The sequence below is a fragment of the Kluyvera huaxiensis genome, from assembly GCF_040149365.1.
Taxonomy (GTDB): domain Bacteria; phylum Pseudomonadota; class Gammaproteobacteria; order Enterobacterales; family Enterobacteriaceae; genus Kluyvera; species Kluyvera intermedia_A.
This window is the reverse complement of sequence record NZ_JBEFLV010000011.1, coordinates 62,147-82,634: the sequence shown is the minus strand read 5'-3', so window position 1 is coordinate 82,634 and position 20,488 is coordinate 62,147. Positions and strand designations below refer to the sequence as shown.

At 55.1% G+C, this 20,488-nt stretch carries 18 protein-coding genes; 5 read left to right on the top strand and 13 right to left on the bottom strand.

Translation table 11 applies throughout. The features are described 5' to 3' along the window. Positions 1–59 precede the first annotated feature (59 nt). From phoA to ABOC97_RS13110, 3 genes are all read right to left on the bottom strand, one after another. Positions 60–1,469, bottom strand: a complete 1,410-nt coding sequence (gene phoA, locus ABOC97_RS13120; protein WP_349598291.1) for an alkaline phosphatase — start codon at positions 1,467–1,469, stop codon at positions 60–62. A 99-nt stretch (positions 1,470–1,568) separates the two neighbouring features. Then, positions 1,569–1,829, bottom strand: a complete 261-nt coding sequence (locus ABOC97_RS13115; RefSeq protein ID WP_349598288.1) for a sigma-S stabilization anti-adapter protein IraP — start codon at positions 1,827–1,829, stop codon at positions 1,569–1,571. Between the two features lie 293 nt (positions 1,830–2,122). Further along, positions 2,123–3,322: a multidrug efflux MFS transporter gene (locus ABOC97_RS13110; protein WP_349598437.1), complete on the bottom strand. Its 1,200-nt coding sequence runs from the start codon at positions 3,320–3,322 to the stop codon at positions 2,123–2,125. 275 nt (positions 3,323–3,597) lie between these two features. Between ABOC97_RS13110 and ddlA the strand changes: the two genes are divergently transcribed. After that, positions 3,598–4,698, top strand: coding sequence for a D-alanine--D-alanine ligase (gene ddlA / locus ABOC97_RS13105; RefSeq protein WP_349598285.1), 1,101 nt, complete (start codon positions 3,598–3,600; stop codon positions 4,696–4,698). Positions 4,699–4,791: 93 nt separating this feature from the next. Here the strand turns inward: ddlA and ABOC97_RS13100 are convergent, their stop codons facing one another. Further along, positions 4,792–4,989, bottom strand: a complete 198-nt coding sequence (locus ABOC97_RS13100) for a DUF2754 family protein (RefSeq protein WP_234506468.1) — start codon at positions 4,987–4,989, stop codon at positions 4,792–4,794. Between the two features lie 254 nt (positions 4,990–5,243). Between ABOC97_RS13100 and ABOC97_RS13095 the strand changes: the two genes are divergently transcribed. Further along, positions 5,244–5,546 (top strand): DUF2755 family protein, encoded by a 303-nt coding sequence (locus tag ABOC97_RS13095; RefSeq protein WP_349598282.1) that lies wholly within the window; start codon positions 5,244–5,246, stop codon positions 5,544–5,546. Here the strand turns inward: ABOC97_RS13095 and ABOC97_RS13090 are convergent. Together ABOC97_RS13090 and sbmA are read right to left on the bottom strand one after the other, a co-directional pair. Then, positions 5,543–6,649: a DUF1615 domain-containing protein gene (locus ABOC97_RS13090; RefSeq protein WP_349598279.1), complete on the bottom strand. Its 1,107-nt coding sequence runs from the start codon at positions 6,647–6,649 to the stop codon at positions 5,543–5,545. The two genes, ABOC97_RS13095 and ABOC97_RS13090, sit on opposite strands and share 4 nt — an antisense overlap. A 33-nt stretch (positions 6,650–6,682) precedes the next feature. Beyond that, positions 6,683–7,906, bottom strand: a complete 1,224-nt coding sequence (gene sbmA / locus ABOC97_RS13085) for a peptide antibiotic transporter SbmA (RefSeq protein WP_349598276.1) — start codon at positions 7,904–7,906, stop codon at positions 6,683–6,685. Between the two features lie 332 nt (positions 7,907–8,238). Here sbmA and ampH point away from each other — a divergent pair, with 332 nt between their 5' ends. Beyond that, positions 8,239–9,396: a D-alanyl-D-alanine-carboxypeptidase/endopeptidase AmpH gene (ampH, locus tag ABOC97_RS13080; protein WP_349598273.1), complete on the top strand. Its 1,158-nt coding sequence runs from the start codon at positions 8,239–8,241 to the stop codon at positions 9,394–9,396. Here ampH and ABOC97_RS13075 read toward each other — a convergent pair. Further along, positions 9,393–10,019: a helix-turn-helix domain-containing protein gene (locus ABOC97_RS13075; protein WP_349598271.1), complete on the bottom strand. Its 627-nt coding sequence runs from the start codon at positions 10,017–10,019 to the stop codon at positions 9,393–9,395. The genes ampH and ABOC97_RS13075 overlap by 4 nt on opposite strands. Before the next feature lie 387 nt (positions 10,020–10,406). On the opposite strand from ABOC97_RS13075, the gene hemB reads away from it, so the two are divergent. Beyond that, complete coding sequence (gene hemB / locus ABOC97_RS13070; RefSeq protein ID WP_123649981.1) at positions 10,407–11,381, top strand: porphobilinogen synthase; 975 nt, start codon at positions 10,407–10,409, stop codon at positions 11,379–11,381. Between the two features lie 159 nt (positions 11,382–11,540). Next, positions 11,541–13,247 (top strand): bifunctional ornithine lipid synthase OlsF, encoded by a 1,707-nt coding sequence (gene olsF / locus ABOC97_RS13065; RefSeq protein WP_349598267.1) that lies wholly within the window; start codon positions 11,541–11,543, stop codon positions 13,245–13,247. A gap of 477 nt (positions 13,248–13,724) precedes the next feature. Here the strand turns inward: olsF and tauD are convergent, their stop codons facing one another. From tauD to mmuP, 6 genes are all read right to left on the bottom strand, one after another. Then, entirely contained in the window at positions 13,725–14,576 is an 852-nt protein-coding gene (gene tauD / locus ABOC97_RS13060) for a taurine dioxygenase (RefSeq protein WP_349598265.1), read from the bottom strand. Continuing rightward, the gene (tauC, locus tag ABOC97_RS13055) at positions 14,573–15,400 is read right to left on the bottom strand and encodes a taurine ABC transporter permease TauC (protein WP_061284624.1); all 828 of its coding nucleotides are present in this window, start codon (positions 15,398–15,400) and stop codon (positions 14,573–14,575) included. The genes tauD and tauC overlap by 4 nt, the downstream gene beginning before the upstream one ends. Continuing rightward, positions 15,397–16,164 carry a taurine ABC transporter ATP-binding subunit gene (gene tauB, locus ABOC97_RS13050; protein ID WP_349598262.1) on the bottom strand — a complete coding sequence of 256 codons (768 nt, stop codon included), beginning with the start codon at positions 16,162–16,164 and terminating at the stop codon, positions 15,397–15,399. Before tauB ends, tauC begins: the two co-directional genes overlap by 4 nt. Positions 16,165–16,174: 10 nt before the next feature. Beyond that, on the bottom strand, positions 16,175–17,140 hold the full coding sequence (gene tauA / locus ABOC97_RS13045) for a taurine ABC transporter substrate-binding protein (RefSeq protein ID WP_349598259.1): 966 nt from the start codon (positions 17,138–17,140) through the stop codon (positions 16,175–16,177). A 925-nt stretch (positions 17,141–18,065) separates the two neighbouring features. Further along, complete coding sequence (gene mmuM / locus ABOC97_RS13040; protein ID WP_349598256.1) at positions 18,066–18,998, bottom strand: homocysteine S-methyltransferase; 933 nt, start codon at positions 18,996–18,998, stop codon at positions 18,066–18,068. After that, a complete protein-coding gene (gene mmuP, locus ABOC97_RS13035; RefSeq protein WP_349598253.1) occupies positions 18,985–20,400 on the bottom strand; it encodes an S-methylmethionine permease in 1,416 nt (471 codons plus the stop codon). Before mmuP ends, mmuM begins: the two co-directional genes overlap by 14 nt. Between the last annotated feature and the right edge of the window lie 88 nt (positions 20,401–20,488).

The following is a 20,488-nucleotide window of genomic DNA, read 5'->3' as shown; positions in this document are numbered from 1 at the left end:
TCGCTGGCTGGAATTTTACCAACCCGACGGCAAAAAAATGCCATCGGGTTGGTGAGTGATTACAGCCCGAGAGCCGCTTTCATGGTGTAGTAGAGATCGGTCTGATCGGTCAGCCCCACAACGTTCGCAGCATGCGGGCCGTAGGCCGCGATACGCAGCTGGGTACCGGTGTGTTCCATCGACTCCTCTTCCGAGTTGCCGTAGCTCATCACCATCACCGCACCATCTTTGGTGTTCAGCGCCTGGGTCAGACCCGGCGCCTTGGAGTCAGGCGGGATAATCTGGCTCGAGTGCGCGTGGTCGGCGGTGACGATAACCAGGGTATTGCCGTCTTTTTTCGCAAACTCCAGCGCTTTTTGCACCGCTTCGTCCAGATCAACCGTTTCGCCAATCTGGCCGCATGGGTTTGCCGCGTGATCCTGTTTGTCGATGGATGCCCCTTCCACCTGCAGGAAGAACCCCTTCTCGTTGCTGCTCAGCAGGGAAATGGCTTTATCGGTCATTTGCGCCAGCGTCGGTACGCTGGAGTCACGCTTCGGATTTGGGGTACAGGTAACGGCCGCTTTATCGATGTTGCCGTGGTAAGTGGCTTTCGGCCCTTCCCAGCGTACCGGCATGTTGCCTTCAGAGAACAGGCCCAGCAGCGGTTTGTCCTGATTTGCCTGAGTGATAGCCGCCAGCGTAGTAGCATCGCTCACCAGTTGATAGCCGCGCGCCTGAGCCTGCTCACGCAGAGTTTTCCCCTGCCACTCGCCTGCAGTGGTCGTTTCGGCAAAGGTTTTTGCCCCACCGCCCAGCGTCACGTCAGCACGAGCATTCAGTAGCTGTTCGGTAATGGAACCTTTGCCGCCTTTTTCCAGCGCGTTAACCGGACATTTTTCAGAGGTCACGCTCGGGCCGTAGCATTTACGTGAGGTGACGTGTGAAATCAGTGCGGCAGGAGTCGCGTCCTGCAGTTCAGCAGTCGAAACGTTACCGGTGGCCAGACCGGCAGACTTGGCCAGTTCCAGAATGGTTTGATGATCTTTTTCGTGAATATCGACACCCAGCGCGCCGTTATAGGTTTTAACCCCGGTGCTCCAGGCCGTTGCCGACGCCGCAGAATCGGTCACGTAGTCCGGCTTGCCGGTCTTTTTGTCCAGCGCGTAATGCGTATACTGGCCGGTCAGCGGTAATGCGTCGATACCTTTAAAGAAACCGCCCGCCCCTTCAGCGTAGTTACGCGCGGCGGTAATTTCAGAATCGCCCATCCCATCACCAATCAACAAAATAACGTTCTTTGCCTGTTTATTATTTAACGAGGCACGGATGGCATCCGTCTGATCGGCTGATAAACGACGAGCACCGCCCGGCTGGGTAATATCCCCTTGCGCGGCGCGGTTATCGAGAACGGTAGTAGAAGTATCTGCCTGAGCAGCGGGTAAGCATAACAGAGGTAATAATGCGGCAAAGATGGCACTGTATTTCACGTTAATTTCTCCATGTACAAATACTTAAAAAATCAAACACGGAGACTGTAAGAAAAGAGCGTGACAGTTTAATGACAACGCCAGAATGCGAGATACCTACTAATCTTTGGGGGATAAAAATAACCGTTTTACATGATTATATAATAATTCGCTATTATGATCGGCAGCCTGTTGCGAGGGTTCCAGCTTATTCAGCGTGGCCGTGATATCACTATCCAGCGCCAGTGCGGCTTCCTGCTTCATATGCTGTAAAAGCGTAGTTACCACTATTTCTAGCGCATCGACCTGAATGCGTAAGGCGTTTGCTTCATCTTCCTTTTCAGCCAGTTTCACCAGCAGTTCTGCAATGAAATTTTTCATCGCGCGTTTTCCTTGTATGACAGCGATGGGCAGGACCCAGGTCCTGAAAATTAAATAGACCGATAAAACATACGGTTCCATTCCCCTTTAGCAACCAGGGATAGAATTACAATATCCGGACAATTCTGCAATAGAAACAGATAAAAATATAATCCTCATGAATATCATGGAATTACTTTCAGAGGAGGCCAGCGAAACGTTTTGCTCGCATAATATAGCTATTATTTATGGATAATAATGCTAACCAGAGGGAATAAAAACGAAGCCGCGTTTATTCCCTGGTGGCAAGGATATTACTGGCGCACCGGTTGGGTTCGCCGCAGTATCAACGCTAATTGCCAGAGGTTAATCAGGACAATCACCGCGGTAACAATAAATACCCAGCGGAACCCGGCCATTGCCGACACCGAGGCACCAATTAACGGCCCGACCACATTACCCAAATACATAAACGACTGGTTATAGCCAAAAATGCGGCCAGTGACGCGCTCACTAATATATTTGAGTAGCAGCGTCTGCACTGCGGGCAACATTGCGCCGTCGGCAAAACCCAAAATAAAGCGCAGAATGCCAAGCTGTAGCGGGGTGGTGACAAACGACATGGCAAAAAAGAGCACCACCGCAAAAATTAACGTCCCTAATAAAATACGCGCGGTGCCGATGCGGTCACCCAGTTTGCCCAAACGCGGCGCGGAAATAAGCGCCGATACGCCGGGGACGGCGGCAATCATCCCGCTCAAGAACGCGATATTGCCGCTATCCGGCGACATCGATTTAATAAATAACGCCAGGATTGGGCTTATCGAGCCATTACAAAGCTGGATAACCATGGTGGTGACAAACAGGCTTATCACCAGCCCCGGATACGGCAGCGAGGCAAACACCGCTTTACCACTGAGCTTCTCGCCTTTATTGAACTGCGGACGCGGCCCTTCCTTAATCAAAAAGAGCGTCACGAGGAAGCTCACCAACAGCAGGAACGCGGTGATATAAAAAACCATCCGCAACCCCACGTGGTCAGCGAGAAAACCGCCGAGCAGCGGCCCGCCAATCACCCCGGTAATCTGCGCCGTTGACAGCGTACTGAGCGCCCAACCGCTACGTTCTCGCGGCACCTGCGAGGCCACCAGCGCCATCGCGTTGGGAATATAGCCTGAAGTTAAGCCCATCACCGCGCGCAGAATAAATAGCTGCCAGACGTTGGTAGCAAAGGCCTGCAGCAGAATAGCAATCGCCATCCCCAGGGATGCGCGCAGTAGCATCAACTTTCGCCCTTTGCGATCGGCAAGACTGCCCCACATTGGCGAAACAATTGCCGATACCAGGAAGGTCACGCTGAAGGTTAATCCAGACCACATCGAGAGCGACTCATGCGATGTCACCCCCAGCTGCGCAACGTACAGCGGTAAAAACGGCAAAATTTGGCTGATCGCCAGGCCAGTAAAAAAGCAGCCAAGCCAAACGGAAATAAGGTTAACCTTCCAGGATTCCATCACTACGCGTATTCATTCAGTTTACGGGGACAAGTAGACAGGTTAGCAAGTTGGCTTTCTCTCAGTATTGTCAGAGATGCTTAATCGATTATTTCAGGATTTTATTAGCCAGATAAGCAATTTGTGTGACACATATCACGATAAAATAGCCATCTGCCAGTGAGTTATGCTTACACTGTACGGGTTATTCGTGCCATGCGGGATTGAAAAGGCAGATGCCCTACCATGCCCGTGGTATGTTATGTGTTTTGCGTTTGGAACGGATGGAATTAGAAATGGCGAAGTTGCGGGTTGGCATTGTTTTTGGTGGTAAATCAGCGGAGCACGAAGTCTCCTTACAGTCGGCAAAAAATATCGTAGAAGCCATTGATAAGACGCGCTTCGACGTAGTGCTATTAGGCATTGATAAGCAGGGGCAATGGCATATCAGCGATGCGCAGAACTATCTGTTAAACGCCCAGGATCCTGCCCGTATCGCCCTGCGCCCTTCAGACACCACGTTGGCCCACATTCCGGGGAAAGAACATCACCAGATGATCGACGCCGCAAGCGGTAAGCCGCTGGACGCCATTGACGTGATTTTCCCTATTGTCCACGGCACGCTGGGTGAAGATGGCTCTCTGCAGGGCATGCTGCGCATGGCCAATCTGCCGTTCGTCGGCTCTGACGTATTAGGTTCCGCCGCCTGCATGGATAAAGACGTGACCAAGCGCCTGCTGCGCGACGCCGGGCTTGCCATTGCGCCTTTCGTCACCCTAACGCGCCGCAACCGCGACAGCTTCACCTTTGATGAGCTCAAAGCTAAGCTCGGTCTGCCGCTGTTTGTTAAACCGGCCAACCAGGGTTCTTCCGTTGGCGTCAGCAAAGTTAACGATGCCGCGCAATATCAGCAAGCCGTAGCGCTGGCGTTTGAGTTTGACCATAAAGTTGTTGTCGAACAAGGAATTAAAGGCCGTGAGATTGAGTGCGCGGTGCTGGGCAACGACTTCCCGCAGGCCAGCACCTGTGGCGAAATTGTGTTGAACAGCGAGTTCTACGCTTACGACACCAAATACATCGATGATAATGGGGCGAAAGTCGTTGTTCCTGCAGCCATCTCCGCCGAGGTGAACGATAAAATTCGTCAGGTTGCCGTTGATGCCTATCAGACGCTAGGCTGTAGCGGCATGGCGCGCGTTGACGTGTTCCTGACCGCCGACAATGACGTCGTAATTAATGAAATCAACACGCTGCCGGGCTTCACCAACATCAGCATGTATCCAAAACTGTGGCAGGCCAGCGGTCTGGATTACACGTCTCTGATTACCCGACTGATTGAACTGGCGCTGGAGCGTCATCAGGCTGATAAAGCGCTGAAGACTTCGATGAACGGCTAAGATTGAGGCAGGGAATCGTCGGCCTGAACAGCATCACGCTATCAGGCTCTGCAGCCCGGCCTCGCTTCGCGATGCCGGGTGCTTCCCCGAGAATTAATCGTCTTCCCGACGACGAATGATAAACCCCGCCAGCCAGAAGCTAATCACCCAGGTCACCATCCCCACCGCATAGGTTTGCCAGCCTTTTGCTTCGAACCCTAGCAGACCCACAATCCCGTTAAGAATAAAAATCAAACCAATCGCAAACGCATAATAGTGCCAATCGCGGCGAATTTTTGCAGGCAGGTTCATAGCGGCTCCAGTAGAAAAAAATGATGATGCCATAAACCATCGGCGGCGTCTGTGGGGTAAGCAACAAATCACGGCGGTTAAAAAGATTCGCGAATGAACGCACCTCCAGGCTCAATGCAGGCCGACCAAACGCGACAAACCAGGACAATTCCTGCTCAAAATTTAGCATAAATCCGATATTGACAATCCCCTTCTGCTGCCACACTCCTTCTGTACTACGAAATCGTCTGCAATCACGTTATCTGGAGGTCTCAATGACAGATTTCACCTTATCAAAGCGCATATTCAGCGGCAAAAAGAGGGCTCCCTCCACCTCTGGCAACCTGGCCTACGCGCTGTTCGTCCTACTGTGCTTTTCGGTAGGCGCGCAGCTATTATCTCTGGTCGCGCATGCGCCGGGGATTTATGAGCATCTGATGAAAATGCAGGACAGTGGCCGCCCGCACGTTGAGATTGGCTTAGGCGTGGGTACGCTGTTTGGCGTCGTGCCGTTCCTGGCAGGCTGCGCAATCCTTGGCGTTGTATCGCTGGTGCGCCGCCTGCGGCATCACGATTAATTGATAGCCATACACTTGGCCCGACGCTCATCAACCCGTTTCGCAAACCACGCGGTGGTTAATTTGCGGGTGATTTTCGGGCTTTCTAACTGAATCCCCGGCAGCATCTCTCTGGCAAGCGCCTTACCCGCCTTCTGCTCAGCAATTTTATAAACGCCTTTGTATAACGCCGTGGTTTCAAACGCCTGACTGTCACCTTTACGCAGCTGGCTATGGATCTCGCTATTGCTGAGCGAAAGTTTATCCGCCAGCTTTCTGACTGCCTGTTCGGTAGTGCCCGGCTCATCGCTGCCGTAAAGCACCACGTCGCCATCCAGCGCCAGCTTCACGCCGGTTGCTTTGCTCACCGCATACTGGAACGCGGCGTTGCGGCTGGCGTACCAGCCGGCGTTAAAGTCGGCGAAGCGGTATATCGGCGCAGTATAATTGGCCGGATAGTTGAGCAGATGATAAGTGCCAAACCACAGCCCGCCGCGCAGGGTGAATACTTCCTGGCGCACGGTGCCATCCATTTTCCACGGATAGTTGTCCTGATGCCCTTCGGCGAAGGCAATACTCACCTGCATCGGCCCGCCGGTATGCACCGGGTTCAGAGAACCGAACAGCTTCTGCCCCATCGGCACCATGCCGATAAAGTCGTCAAAAATGGCGCTCAGCTGTTTTTCCGTTTTCACATTATCCAGGCGTTCGCTATAGCTTTTGCCGTTTGGTGAGTTGATTTTCAGCGCGGTGTGGACCAGAAAGACCGGGATATGCATCTTTTCAGCGCGGCGGTCAATCTCCTGCCAGGCGATTTTGCTCAACCCCGGCACCGCCGGATCAGCCTGATAGTTGGACTCCTGCTGCGCCACCGCCAGCACCGAACAGATATTCTCCTCGGTCGGTGCCAACTTCTGGCTTTCGAAGGTTTTAGCCAGCGCCTGCGCCCAGGCATCCCTATCTTTGACGCTGGCAGGCATTTTTTGCCGTACGACGCTTGCCACATCCACCGGCTTCTCCCCCGCTTTCATCTGTGGGGCTTGCTGGCTGGTACAAGCGCTCAGCAGTGCGCCAGCTAACAAGGTAAGAGGTAAAGCACGATACCGGGTTATGGCCATCGCCATGAGCAATCCTTAATAAAAATAAACGGTTGTCGCTTAGCTCTGCGGCTGAACGACTTCATCTTGCAGATCTTTATTATCCAGTTCGCGTTCGAAGCTACGCAGACGTTTATAGATGGACATCAGTTCCACCAGCGTGGTCCAGGAGCTAATCAAATACTGGAAAGATCCGCGTACCTGACCGAAGACGTTGGTTATCTGCGTCATCAGGCCAAGCGTAATCGTACCGGCAACAATCGATGGAAACAGCAGGAACAAGCCGAAAACGTTATCCACCTGCAGATACAAAATACGGGCGATGTTGAAATACATGTAATGGAAATAGAGGCGGAAGTAGTTCTGGCGTACCGCGCTGAACAGTTCACGTAACGTCGGCGGCGTGGCGCGGCTGGCGTCATCTTCACCATAGACCAACTCTTTACGATAGGCGGCTTCAACGCGCTGATTTTTAAAGTTCAGCCCCGGCAGTTTAATCCCCACCACCGCCAGCATCCCGGTACCCATCAGCGACCAGACGATTGCCGCAATCACCAGACCATAAGGGACGTGACCGATGATCGGCAAATTAGGCACGTGCGCGGAGAGCGTTACCAGCACCGGCAGGAACGCAATGAGAGTCATAATGGCATTAATGAAGCTGGTGCCCATATCTTCCAGGGTAGACGCAAAACGCATCGTGTCTTCCTGCACACGCTGTGCGGCCCCTTCAATATGACGCAGATGCTGCCAGTGTTCCGTATAGTGTTCGTTCATCGCCGTACGCCAGCGGAAGACGTAGTGGCTGACGAAGAAATTATTCAGCACACCAATGACTACGGCAATCAGCGCGATACCGAGGAAGATACCGATTTCCTGATAGAACTGGTTTATCGAGACCTTGTTTGGCGAAGCCAGCGCGGTCTGGATCAGGTCATAGAACGGCGCATACCAGGCGTTAACCGCCACCCCGACTTCAACCATAAACCAGGTGACAAAGATAATCAGTGCGGTACCCAGAATTGACCAATACTGCCAGCGGTGCGGGCTACGGATAAACCAATACCCGGAAAACAGCGCGACGAAAATCAGATAATAAGCATAAAAAACCAGATAGTTCAGCGACCAAAAGCGGGCGGCGCTGATCGGGACATCCTGGGACGCGCCGACAATGCGCAATAGCCAATCGCCGCCGCCAGCCTGCCAGAAAATGACAGCGATAAGTGCCCAAATAAACGCCGAGAGGAAAAATGGCCCTGGCTTTGGGAAAAAAGACTTAAACATAGTGCTCTCCTGCTAACTTCTTATGGTTTTGTTTTATGCTGTGACTACAGAATACCGCTCAGGTGAATTATTACCGTAAAGAGGTATTAGGCAATGTTTCTGGGGAGTCAGACCGGAAAATCCCGACAGAGTTCGCTGGGTTGTCGCCACCGGTATGATACGCGCTGGATCACAAAAGCGTGTCATTAGCTTGATGAATAATCCCCGCATTTACGCCCGGTTACGTTTTTCCCGCTATCATAGCGTTTAATGGCGCTGCGCCAGGTGCCGATTCGTTGTATTTTTAGTATAAATACGCATTACTTCCCCATTTCAATTCATGGATGCCTCCATTGAAACGTAGTCTGCTTTTTTCTGCCGCGCTCTGCGTGGCGTCATTGACCTCGGTGCAGGCTGCACAGCCTATTACCAGCCCGGCGTTTGCGTCCGATATCGCCGACCGCTATGCCAACCATATCTTTTACGGAAGCGGTGCCACCGGGATGGCGCTAGTGGTCATTGATGGTAATCAACGGGTATTCCGCAGCTTTGGCGAAACCCGTCCGGGTAACAATGTCCACCCGCAGCTCGATTCGGTTATCCGTATCGCCTCTTTGAGCAAGCTGATGACCAGCGAAATGCTGGTGAAACTGCTCGACCAGGGCGTCGTCAAACTCAACGATCCGCTGAGTAAATATGCGCCTTCCGGGGCCAGCGTACCGACGTACAACGGTACACCTATCACTCTGGTGAACCTGGCGACCCACACCAGCTCCCTGCCGCGCGAACAGCCCGGCGGTGCCGCGCATCGTCCGGTCTTCGTCTGGCCAACGCAGTCCCAGCGCTGGAACTACCTGTCGACGGCAAAACTGCATGCCGCTCCGGGGTCACAGGCCAGCTACTCCAATCTCGCGTTCGATCTGCTTGCCGATGCGCTGGGCAATGCCGCTGGCAAACCCTATCCGCAGCTTTTTGAAGAACAGATAACCCGTCCGCTGGGGATGAAGGACACCACCTTTACGCCATCACCCGATCAATGTGGGCGTCTGATGATTGCCGAGAAAGGGGCGAGCCCGTGTAATAACACTCTCGCCGCGATGGGCAGCGGCGGGGTTTACTCGACGCCGGGCGATATGATGCGCTGGATGCAGCAGTATCTCTCTTCTGATTTCTACCATCGCAGTAATCAGGCCGATCGCATGCAAACGCTGGTCTACAAACGCAGCCAGCTCACCCGCGTAATCGGCATGGACGTGCCGGGTCGCGCGGATGCGCTGGGTCTGGGTTGGGTTTATATGGCCCCGAAAAACGGCCGTCCGGGAATTATTCAGAAAACCGGCGGCGGTGGCGGCTTTATTACCTATATGGCGATGATCCCACAGTCTAATGTTGGCGCATTTGTGGTCATTACCCGCTCCCCACTGACTCGCTTCGTCAATATGAGTGACGGAATCAATGATCTGGTGACTGAGCTCAGTGGCAACAAAGCCGCCGTGATACCCACCTCTTAATATTCAGAAGGCAAACGCGTCACCCCGACGAGTTTGCCTTTTTCCATTTGAATATAATCACCTTTTCTCAGCGCAGAAAGTACCTCAGCAATAACTGAGCGTGAGATCCCCGTCCGTTGCTGTATATAATTCAAGACACCAATACGTCCGCGTATATTTTCATCCCACGACATCATCATGAATAACGTTGAACGAATCTGCTGATAGTGATTAGTGCCAACCAGCTGTTGGTCACGCAGCTCCAACATGCGGATTTGCCAGGTCATCCAATAAAACGCTTCACGCCAAAGCTGGTTTTGCTCAAGGCATTGCAGACTGTCTTTGGCCGGGAGGTAGTACCCGCAGCAATCGGCTTCTGCCGTCAACGTGTACTCATTGTGAACCTTGCTCGCCGCGGCCCCCAGGCCGAAAATCATCGGTCCCTGAACCAAACCCAACAGGATTTTTTGGTTCTCGCGACGTATAGATACCGTTCCTTTTTGCAGCACAACGGTCATCTCGTGCTGTACAAGATGGTCAGAAGGCACTATCTGACCTGAAGATATCTTGAATCTCATTCCAAGGAGATTCAGATGTTTATCAAGAGTAATAAACTCGTCGAGCGGTTTACTCAAATAAGGCATATTATGCAATCCGTGCAAAAAAAAATCCCCATGACGGTCGTCATGTCAATAGAAACACAGGCAGTAAACCACGCTGTATGTTTAAGGTTCACAAATGAACCTGCGCGACATCATAAAAAAAATCCTCTCCAAATACAGTAAAAACCTCGCAAAAGGCGTTAATAAAAACTAATAAATAAAACATCTAAAAATAAATTAAAAAATTAAATATATATTCACATCAAATAATAAGTCTCAATTATTAATTACAGATAATATTATTCAAGAATTTCCTGATACCCGATCGTCTGACCACGGCAGTGCCTCTTTAAGCCCCACTTTAGTAAAACATTCGCCCCATGATTCAGTTACAATAGTGCCCCTTGTTTCACAAACATCAGGCATACCATGACAGACTTACTCCATCGCCCCCGTCGCCTGCGCAAATCCCCTGCGCTGCGCGCCATGTTTGAAGAGACAACACTGAGCTTAAACGACCTGGTGTTGCCGATCTTTGTTGAAGAAGAAATCAACGATTACAAAGCCATCGAAGCCATGCCTGGCGTGATGCGCATTCCGGAAAAACATCTGGCGCGCGAAATTGAACGCATTGCCAACGCCGGAATCCGCTCGGTGATGACCTTTGGCATCTCCCACCATACCGATGACACCGGCAGCGATGCCTGGAAAGAAGACGGTCTGGTGGCGCGTATGTCCCGTATCTGCAAACAAACCGTACCGGAAATGATCGTCATGTCCGATACCTGTTTCTGCGAATACACTTCTCACGGCCACTGCGGCGTGCTGTGCGATCACGGCGTCGATAACGATCTGACGCTGGCTAACCTTGGCAAACAGGCGGTGGTTGCCGCTGCCGCCGGTGCTGACTTCATCGCTCCTTCTGCGGCGATGGACGGCCAGGTACAGGCCATTCGCCAGGCGCTGGACGCCGCCGGGTTCACCGACACCGCCATCATGTCCTACTCCACCAAATTCGCCTCTTCCTTCTACGGCCCATTCCGTGAAGCGGCAGGGACTGCGCTGAAAGGCGACCGTAAAACCTATCAGATGAACCCGATGAACCGCCGCGAAGCGATTCGCGAGTCGCTGCTGGATGAAGCTCAAGGCGCAGATTGCCTGATGGTGAAACCTGCCGGCGCGTATCTGGATATCCTGCGTGATATCCGCGAACGCACCGAGCTGCCGATTGGCGCTTATCAGGTCAGCGGTGAATACGCGATGATCAAATTCGCCGCACAGGCAGGCGCAATTGACGAAGAGAAAATGGTGCTGGAAAGCCTTGGCGCCATCAAACGCGCGGGCGCCGACCTCATTTTCAGCTACTTCGCCCTCGATTTGGCTGAGAAAAAAATCCTGCGTTAATCGACGTAGCCCGGAGGAAACGTTCAATGTTGACTCCGGGTACTCCCGGCGGCGCTACGCTTAGCCGGGCTACAGTTTTACCCTCAAAACGTCACCAAACCGCCATATAACCGACATCTCCCCCTTCTACTGTCAAAGCAGGACAGAGGAGGAGCCGCTATGTTTAGTCTCGACAACGTCATCGACGACCTGTGGCCTCAGGCGAGGCCAACCCCCTGGCAAAAGAAAATACTCAAGAAGTTGCTGCACGAGGAAGAATTCCAACAATTTGCGGCACATCACCGTCATCTTAAGGGGCTTGATGCGGTTGAACAGGTACTGGAGCATCTGAACATTCACTGCGATGTGGCAGTGCAAAGCCTGGAACAAATCCCTGAACAGGGGCCACTCGTTATTATTGCCAACCACCCCACCGGCACACTGGACGGATTAGCGTTACTCTACGCCGTCTCCCGCGTGCGCCGCGACGTGAAAGTCGTCACCAACCGCATGCTAACCCACCTTGAGCCGCTGAGTTCGCTGTTTATCCCCGTCGATAATATCAACGGCCGCACCGCCAAATCGGCGCTCCAGCAGATGGACTGCCAGCTACAGAACGGCGGCGTGCTGATCTTCTTCCCTGCGGGTGAAGTCTCACGGATCACCCGGCGCGGCATTCGCGATAAAAAATGGCACTCCGGCTTTATTAAACTGGCCGCCAAATATCGCGCACCGCTGCTGCCCGCATGGATTGACGCGCGCAATAGCGCCCTGTTTTACGCCAGTACGCTAGTGTCGCCCAACTTGCCCCTGTTGTTATTGATGCAGCAAATGTTCCGCCGCCGCAACGGCAGCCTGCCGGTGAATATCGGCCAGCAGATTGCCTGGTCGGCATGGTTTAATCCGCAGGCCACGCCCCGCGAAATGACCGATAAATGCTATCGCCACGTGCAGCGACTCGGTAAAAATTTGCCCGGCGTCTTCAGAACCGAAAGCGCTATCGCCCGGCCTGAACCGCGCGCGCTGGTCAAGCGCGAGCTGAGTCAGGCCGAATGTCTGGGACGCACGGCGGATGGTAAATCCATCTATCTGTGGCAGCGTAACGGTCAGGACGATGCACCGCTGCTCAGGGAGCTAGGGCGGCTGCGTGAGATTGCTTTTCGCGCGGTAGGTGAAGGCAGCGGCAAACGCCGCGACGTTGACGGCTATGATGATGACTACCTGCATCTGATTTTATGGGATGAAGAGGAGCTGGAAATTGTCGGCGCCTACCGCTTTATGCCTACCGCCATGCAGCTAGAAAAGCGCGGGCTGGACGGCATCTATAGCTACAGCCTGTTCCACTACGATGAACGTATGGACGATATTCTCCAGCACGGCATTGAGCTGGGGCGCAGCTTTATTCAGCCGCGCTACTGGGGACGTCGCGGGCTGGATTATCTGTGGTCCGGGATTGGCGCCTACCTGGCGCGCTACCCGCACTATCGCTACCTTTTCGGTCCGGTGTCAATTTCCGGCGGTCTGCCGCCTGCGGCGCGGGATTTACTGGTCGCCTTTTATCGTCTGTGGTTCCCGGCCACGCATCCGCTGGCCGAGTCGCGTCGTCCTTATCCGGCATCGTTGCCCGACGTATTAGCACAGTTCGGCGGCGAGGATTACAGCGAAGATCTCACGCGGCTGAAATCGCTGCTCGGCAATCTCGGCTGCGGCATTCCTCCGTTGTATAAGCAGTATTCCGAAGTGTGCGAACCGGGCGGCGTGCAGTTTATCGACTTTGGCAGCGATCCGGATTTCAATAACTGCGTGGATGGGCTGGTACTGGTGGATTTGACGTTTTTGAAAGCTAACCGCTATCAGCGCTATATTGGCGCACATTTGGGTTTGTAGGCCTGATGGCGCTGCGCTCATCAGGCCTACAAAGTCACGGCGTGGTAGGTCGGGTAAAGCGAAGCCGCCACCCGACAACCGTCTTTAACCGCTGTGCCCCTGAAAGCCTGATGGCGCTGCGCTTATCAGGCCTACAAAGTCACGGCGTGGTAGGTCGGGTAAGGCGAAGCCGCCACCCGACAACCGTCTTCAACCGCTGCCCCCAAAAGCCTAATGGCGCTGCGCTTATCAGGCCTACAAAGTCGCGGCGTGGTAGGTCGGGTAAGGCGAAGCCGCCACCCGACAACCGTCTTTAACCGCTGTGCCCCCGAAAGCCTGATGGCGCTACGCTTATCAGGTCTACAAAGTCGCGGCGTGGTAGGTCGGGTAAGGCGAAGCCGCCACCCGATAACCGTCTTTAACCGCTGCCCCCAAAAGCCTAATGGCGCTGCGCTTATCAGCGCCTACATCCTCCAAGCCGAATAATGCAATTATCTTTTACGGCGCACGATAAAACGGCTTGTCCCCGAGAATTGTCGCCCGGTGCATAATACGTCGCTGCGGCAAATAATCAGCGTTGGCATAGTGCTGCGTCACCCGGTTATCCCAGATAGCCACATCGTTCGGCTGCCAGCGCCAGCGTACCTGGAACTCCGGTTTGGTGACATGGGCGAACAGGAAACTCAGCAGCGCCTCACTCTCTTTCTCGCTCACGTCCACAATTCGGGTGGTGAAACCTTCGTTCACAAACAGCGCCTGCTTGCCGCTTACCGGATGCGTACGCACCACTGGATGCAGCAGCGGTGGATTCTTCGCCACCGCTTCCAGCCAACGCTGATGTTCCTCTTCGGTTTTACGGTACTTATATTCCTGGAACGATTTACGGAAATCGTGCTCGGCGTGCAGGCCGCCAAGCAGCGTTTTAAACGGTGCGGAGAGCGCCTCATAGGCGGCAATTCCGCTGGTCCACAGGGTATCGCCGCCGGTTGACGGCAGCTCTTTGGCCGCCAGAATCGCCCCCGCCGGCGGGGTATCGATAAAGGTGACATCGGTATGCCAGTTGTCGTTATCCGGCGGGTTATCGTCGTGGGTATCCAGCACGATAATCTCTTCCACACCCGGCGCATGCGGGTAAACCGGATGGATATGCAGGTCGCCAAAGCGTCGCGCCAGCTCGCGCTGCTGCTCGGGAGTAATCGACTGCTCACGCAGGAACACCACCTGGTGACGCAGCACCGCGTGATACAGCTGCTCAAATTGGTTATCGCTCAGCGGGCGGGTTAAATCCGCCCCGGAAATTTGCGCGCCAATGTACGGCCCCAACGGGGTGATAGCCAGACGTTCACTCATTGTACTTCTCCATGCCAGGGGGTCAGACGACGCTGTAGCGCACGCAACCCTAATTCCAGACCGAAAGCGATAATCGCAATCACCGCAATCCCTGCCAGCACCACGTCAGTGGCTAAAAACTCCCCGGCAGATTGCACCATAAAACCTAAACCCCGAGTGGCGGCGATAAGTTCGGCGGCCACCAGGGTTGACCAGCCCACGCCCAATCCAATGCGCAGCCCGGTTAAAATTTCCGGCAGTGCGCCCGGTAAAATCACCAGCCACAGTACCTGCGTCCGGCTAGCGCCCAGCGACTGCGCCGCGCGAATGCGCACCTGCTGAGCGCTCTTCACGCCAGCCAGCGCCGACATGGCAACCGGTGCGAAAATCGCCAGATAAATCAGCAACACTTTTGATGTTTCGCCAATGCCAAACCAGATAACCATCAGCGGCAGATAGGCCAGCGGTGGTACCGGACGATACAGCTCGATCAGCGGGTCAAGAATGCCGCGCACCGTTGGGCTTAAACCCATGGCAATTCCCACCGGGATGCCGATAATCGTTGCCGCCAGCAGCGCCACCACAATACGCGCCAGGCTCGCCGCCAGATGCTGCCACAGCGTGGCGTCCATAAAGCCCTGCGGGCTGGCGATGGCAATCAGTTTTTGCAGAACCTGCCCAGGGGCGGGCAGAAACAGCGGACTAATCCACTGGGCGGCGGCCACCGCCCACCAGATAGCCAACAATACCGTCAGGGTGGTTAAGCTCAGCGTCAAATGACGAGAGAAAGGCCAGCGCAGCTTCAGCGTACGCTGACGCGGTTTATCGTTAATCACCACGCTCATGAGAAGGCCTCCCGTTGTTCAAACACCCGGCTTAACACGTACTCGCGCTGCTCAATAAAACGCGGGTCGGATTTAATACTGCGGCAGGCCTCTCCGGCGACAAAACGCCGGCCAAAATCGAGCGGCAAACGCTCCAGCACCCGGCCCGGACCCGGTGACAGCAGTACCAGTTCGGTGGCCATGAAAATCGCCTCTTCAATATCGTGGGTTATCAACAGCACTTTTTTACCGGTCTCATGCCACAGCTTCAGCAGCAGGGTCTGCATCTGCTCGCGGGTAAAGGCGTCGAGCGCACCGAACGGTTCGTCCAGCAGCAACAGCTGCGGGTTAGCCGCCAGCGCGCGGGCGATGCCAACGCGCTGACGCTGACCGCCGGAAAGCTGCCAGATAAAGCGCTTTTCCGCCCCTTCAAGGCCGACTTTTTTCAGCATCTGCGCGGCGGTTTCCCGGCGCTCAGCCTTGCTGACACCGGCCAACTGTAATCCCAACGCGACGTTGTCCTGCACATTGCGCCACGGCAGCAGCCCTTCGTTTTGAAAGACCACGCCGCGGTCGGCGCCCGGCCCATCGACGCGCTTGCCATCCAGAGTGATGCTGCCGTGCTGGTAAGGCACAAATCCGGCAATCAGATTCAGCAGCGTGGTTTTGCCGCAGCCAGATGGCCCCAGCACCACTAACAGCTCGCCGCTGTCGACGGTAAGATTGATATCCGCCAGCGCCGGTTTACCGCCGTAATCGGCGGAAAGATGCGAGATTTGCAGCATCACAGCCCCCTTACTTCAGGAAACGGTCGGTAACGTACTGGCTATAGTCCGTCGCTACGTTAGGCACTTTGCCCTGCTCTTTGAGGAACTGCGCGGTATCGACAATCGCCTTGTTAACCGGACCATTCAGCGCCTGTGCCTGCTGTTCAGCGGTCAGATAGGTATTGCCTTTCACCAGCCCCGGCACGTCGGATTCCGGGACGCCGCTCAGCCGCGACAGCTTGCTGATGTTCTCCGGCTGGGCCAACCATTTATCCGGGTTATCGATATAGCCGCGCTGGGCGTCAATCGCGCTTTTGGCGAAGGCTTTCACCACCTCCGGATGTTTCTCGGCAAAGTCTTTACGCACCACCCACACATCGAGCGTCGGCGCGCCCCACTCGCCCACTTTCGCCGAGTCGGTCAGCACGGTGCCATCTTTTTCCAATTCGTTGACGGCCGGTGCCCACACGTAGGCGCCATCAATGTCACCGCGCTGCCAGGCGGCAATAATCGCCGGCGGCTGGAGATTCAGAATCTGCACCTCGCCCGGCTTGATGCCCCAGTGTTTGAGCGCTGCCAGCAGGCTGTAATGGGTGGTGGAGATAAACGGTACGGCGATGCGTTTGCCGATAAGGTCTTCCGGTTTGGTGATGGCTTTTTTCACCACCAGCGCTTCGGAGTTACCCAACTGCGAGGCCAGCAGGAAGACTTCAATCGGCACCTGTTGGCTAGCGGCGACCGCCAGCGGGCTTGAGCCGAGGTTGCCAATCTGTACGTCGCCGGAGGCCAATGCCCGCACAATGCTGGCGCCGCTATCAAACTTGCGCCAGTCCGGCTTCGCACCGCTTAATTTTTCGAAGGTTTTATCCGCCTGCGCCACTTTGGCCGGCTCTGCGGAGGTTTGATACGCGATAGTGACGTCCACGGCCTGCGCCTGGAAAGTCAACAGCGCCAGCGTAGCGGCGATAAGGGTGAAACGCGATGCGATTGCCATAATGTCCTGCTCCCATGTCTTGTTATGTGGGCAGTATTTCCTGGCGTTATGGGGTTGATAAAGGAATTAAAAATGCTTGTTAATTCCAATTCGTTTTTAGAAAAAAAGCGGCAAAGGATAGTTGTGGCGTGGGATTTCGCGGGCTGATTTTGGGTGGGGGAATTGCGGTAAAAGCTGGGGCTATTAGGCTTAATTCATGTCAGTTAAGCGCAAAATTCCGTTCACTTTATGTTTGGCAGAAAATGAAACAACTGTATCCGTGAACGGGCTAAGGGGGGCGCCGCGCCCCCCTTTGCAATCCCCGCGGCCCCGCAGCGAAATCGGTGCTTCGCACTGCGTTCGCCTCCGAACTCCAGCCTGCGGCACGGCTCAACTCGACGCTACTCGTCCCATCCCTGGGACTCGCCCTTCGGGCCAACGCAAGCGTTGTTCAAAATTGCTCCCGGCAATTTTGTCGTGTCTCGGTTCGCCTCAGTCCGCCATCCCTGGCGGACTGACCTTGTCTTCCTTTCTCCGGCTCACCGATTTCAAGCGGGGACTCATCGGTTCCAGCGACTTCGATTTTTGTTTTTAGCTAAAAAACGGAAGCGGCATAGGTGGCGTCTGAATCGCCGAGGCGTTGCCTGGAGGCCGGGCAGCCCACAGGGATGTGGGCTGAGGGCGCGGTTTTACAGGGATGTTACCTCGCGCCCGACCCGGAAGCCGGAAGGCATAAGCTGAGGGCACCGCGTAGCGGCGATTCTGCCGCCAGAGCCTGGGGGTGCAGGGGGCGGCGGCGATTGGCCGCCCCCTGCGTGCTCCTTGCGCCGTTCGGATTATAAGGCGCGAGATGAATAAGGAGCGCAACCGGCTGGGAGCTGAACGGAATCTTTCACCACTCTCACCAGCATCACACAAAGACAAATTTACCCGGCCTCACTCCTCATCAACAGTGCGCCTTAAGCGCCGCAATATCTTTCGGCGACGTGCGACAGCAACCGCCAATCAGCTTTGCCCCCGCCGCCAGCCACTGCGGCAAATACCCTTCCAGCGTCGCGCAGGCCTCACCGTGGTGATGCCAGGTCTTGGTCACCGCATCGTAGTGCTCACCGGAGTTAGGATAAACCACCAGCGGCAGTGAGGTCTGGCTATGTAAATAGCTCAGCGCATCCACGGTGTTTTCCAGCGCAATACAGTTAATGCCTACCGCCAGAATCTGCGGATAGTCGGCAAGAAACGCCAGCACATCGCGCAGCGGCGTGCCGTCGCTGAGGTGCTGCGAGTCGCGCAGGGTAAACGAGAACCACGCTTGCGCCACCGGATACTCGACCAGCAGCTGCGCCAGCGCGCGAATTTCGTCAAACGACGGCAGCGTTTCACAGGCCAGCAGATCGGCCCCCGCCTCCAGCAGCGCTTCAATGCGCGGACGGTGGAAATCCTGGAACACCTGCGCGCTGCGCTGATAATCACCGCGATACTCCGAACCATCGGCCAGATACGCGCCGTACGGCCCCACCGACCCGGCAATCAGCAGCCCTTTTGCCGCCGGATTTTCCGCCCGATAAGCATCGCGAGCCTGACGCGCCAACTCTACACTTCGGGCAATTAACGCCCGCGACTGCGCTTCATCAAGCCCACGGGCGGCAAAACCCTCCGGCGTCGCCTGATAGCTGGCGGTAATCGCCACCAGCGCCCCGGCGCGGAAGTAGTCCAGATGCACGTCGTAAATCAGCTGCGGGTTTTCCATCAGCACCTTCGCCGACCACAGGCTATCCGCCAGGTCACAGCCCCGCGCTTCCAGTTCCGTCGCCATCGCCCCATCCAGCAGAACGAACGGGCTCTCAGCCAGGATAGCGGTTAAAGGATTATTCTGCGGCATGCTGCTGCTCCTGTTGAGATTGGCGTGAACGCGTTAAATAGTAGGCACCATAACACAGCGCCACGAACGGCAGCCCGCACCACAATGCAATGCGCTGCGACGGGTCAAAGGCCAACCCGATGCAGGCGACCAGACAAAGGATAAAGCCCAACACCGGCACCAGCGGATACCACGGCGCACGGTAGTGCAGTTCGCTCAGCGCTTTGCCCTGCTGAAGATGGCGGCGGCGGAAGACAAAGTGGGAAGCACAAATGCTTATCCACACCGCCACCACCGCAAAGCCGGAAATCGCCGACAGCGCCACGAACACCGTGTCCGGCGCAACGATGCTGGAAAACAGCGCCAGCAATCCGCCCAGCATACTGACCGACAGCGCCACCAGCGGCACACCGTTTTTGTTGAGCTGCGAGAAGCAGCGCGGCAGCGTGCGTTCGTTGGAGAGCGACCACAGCATGCGCCCAGAGGCATACAGCCCGGAGTTGGCCGCAGACAGAATCGCCGTCAGGATAACGAAGTTAAAGATATCGGCCGCATACGGAATCCCCACTTTCTCAAACACCAGCACGAACGGGCTTTTCTCCACCCCCGCCTGCTGCATCGGGATCAGCGCCGCCAGCACAAACACGGTGCCGATAAAGAAAATAATCAGCCGCGCGATGGTGGTACGAATCGCCACCGGAATAACCTTGTGCGGGTTTTCCGTTTCACCGGCAGCAATACCGATAAGCTCGGTGCCGGAGAAGGCGAAGTTCACCGCCACCATGGTCATCAGAATCGGCAGGCCGCCGTGCGGGAACCAGCCTTCGGCGGTAATGTTGCCTAGCCCCGGCGCCGGTGAACCATCCTGCATTGGAATAAAGCCAAAGATAGCCGCACCGCCAAGGATGATAAAAGCGATGATGGTTATCACCTTCACCAGCGAGAACCAGAATTCCCCTTCGGCAAAGAAGCGGGTGGAGATGACGTTGAGGCCGAAAATCAGCACGCAAAATAGCAGGCACCAGATCCACACCGGCACCTGTGGGAACCAGTACTGCATACAAAATCCGGCGGCGGTAAAGCTGGAGCCAAGCGCCACGGTCCAGGTCAGCCAGTAGAGCCAGGCTACGGTGTAGCCGGTCGCCGGGCCGAGATAGCGGGCAGCGTAGACGTGGAATGCGCCGGTTTCCGGCATCGCTACCGACAGCTCGCCAAGGCACTGCATTACCAGCCAGACCACCAGCGCGCCGATAAGATAGGCCAGCAGCGTACCCGCCGCGCCCGTCGTCGAGATGATATAACCGGTATTAAAAAATAACCCTGTGCCAATAACGCCACCCAGCGACAGCATGATCAGGTGGCGGGTCTTCATGGTGCGCTTTAATTGCCCACCTTGTTGTTGTGTTGTGTCTGTGCTTTGCATTATTACCTTCTAAACGTATGGACATCTAAACATCCAAATCAGAAAGCAGTTATACAACGATCGTTAACAATATGCAAAACGGAGGTGG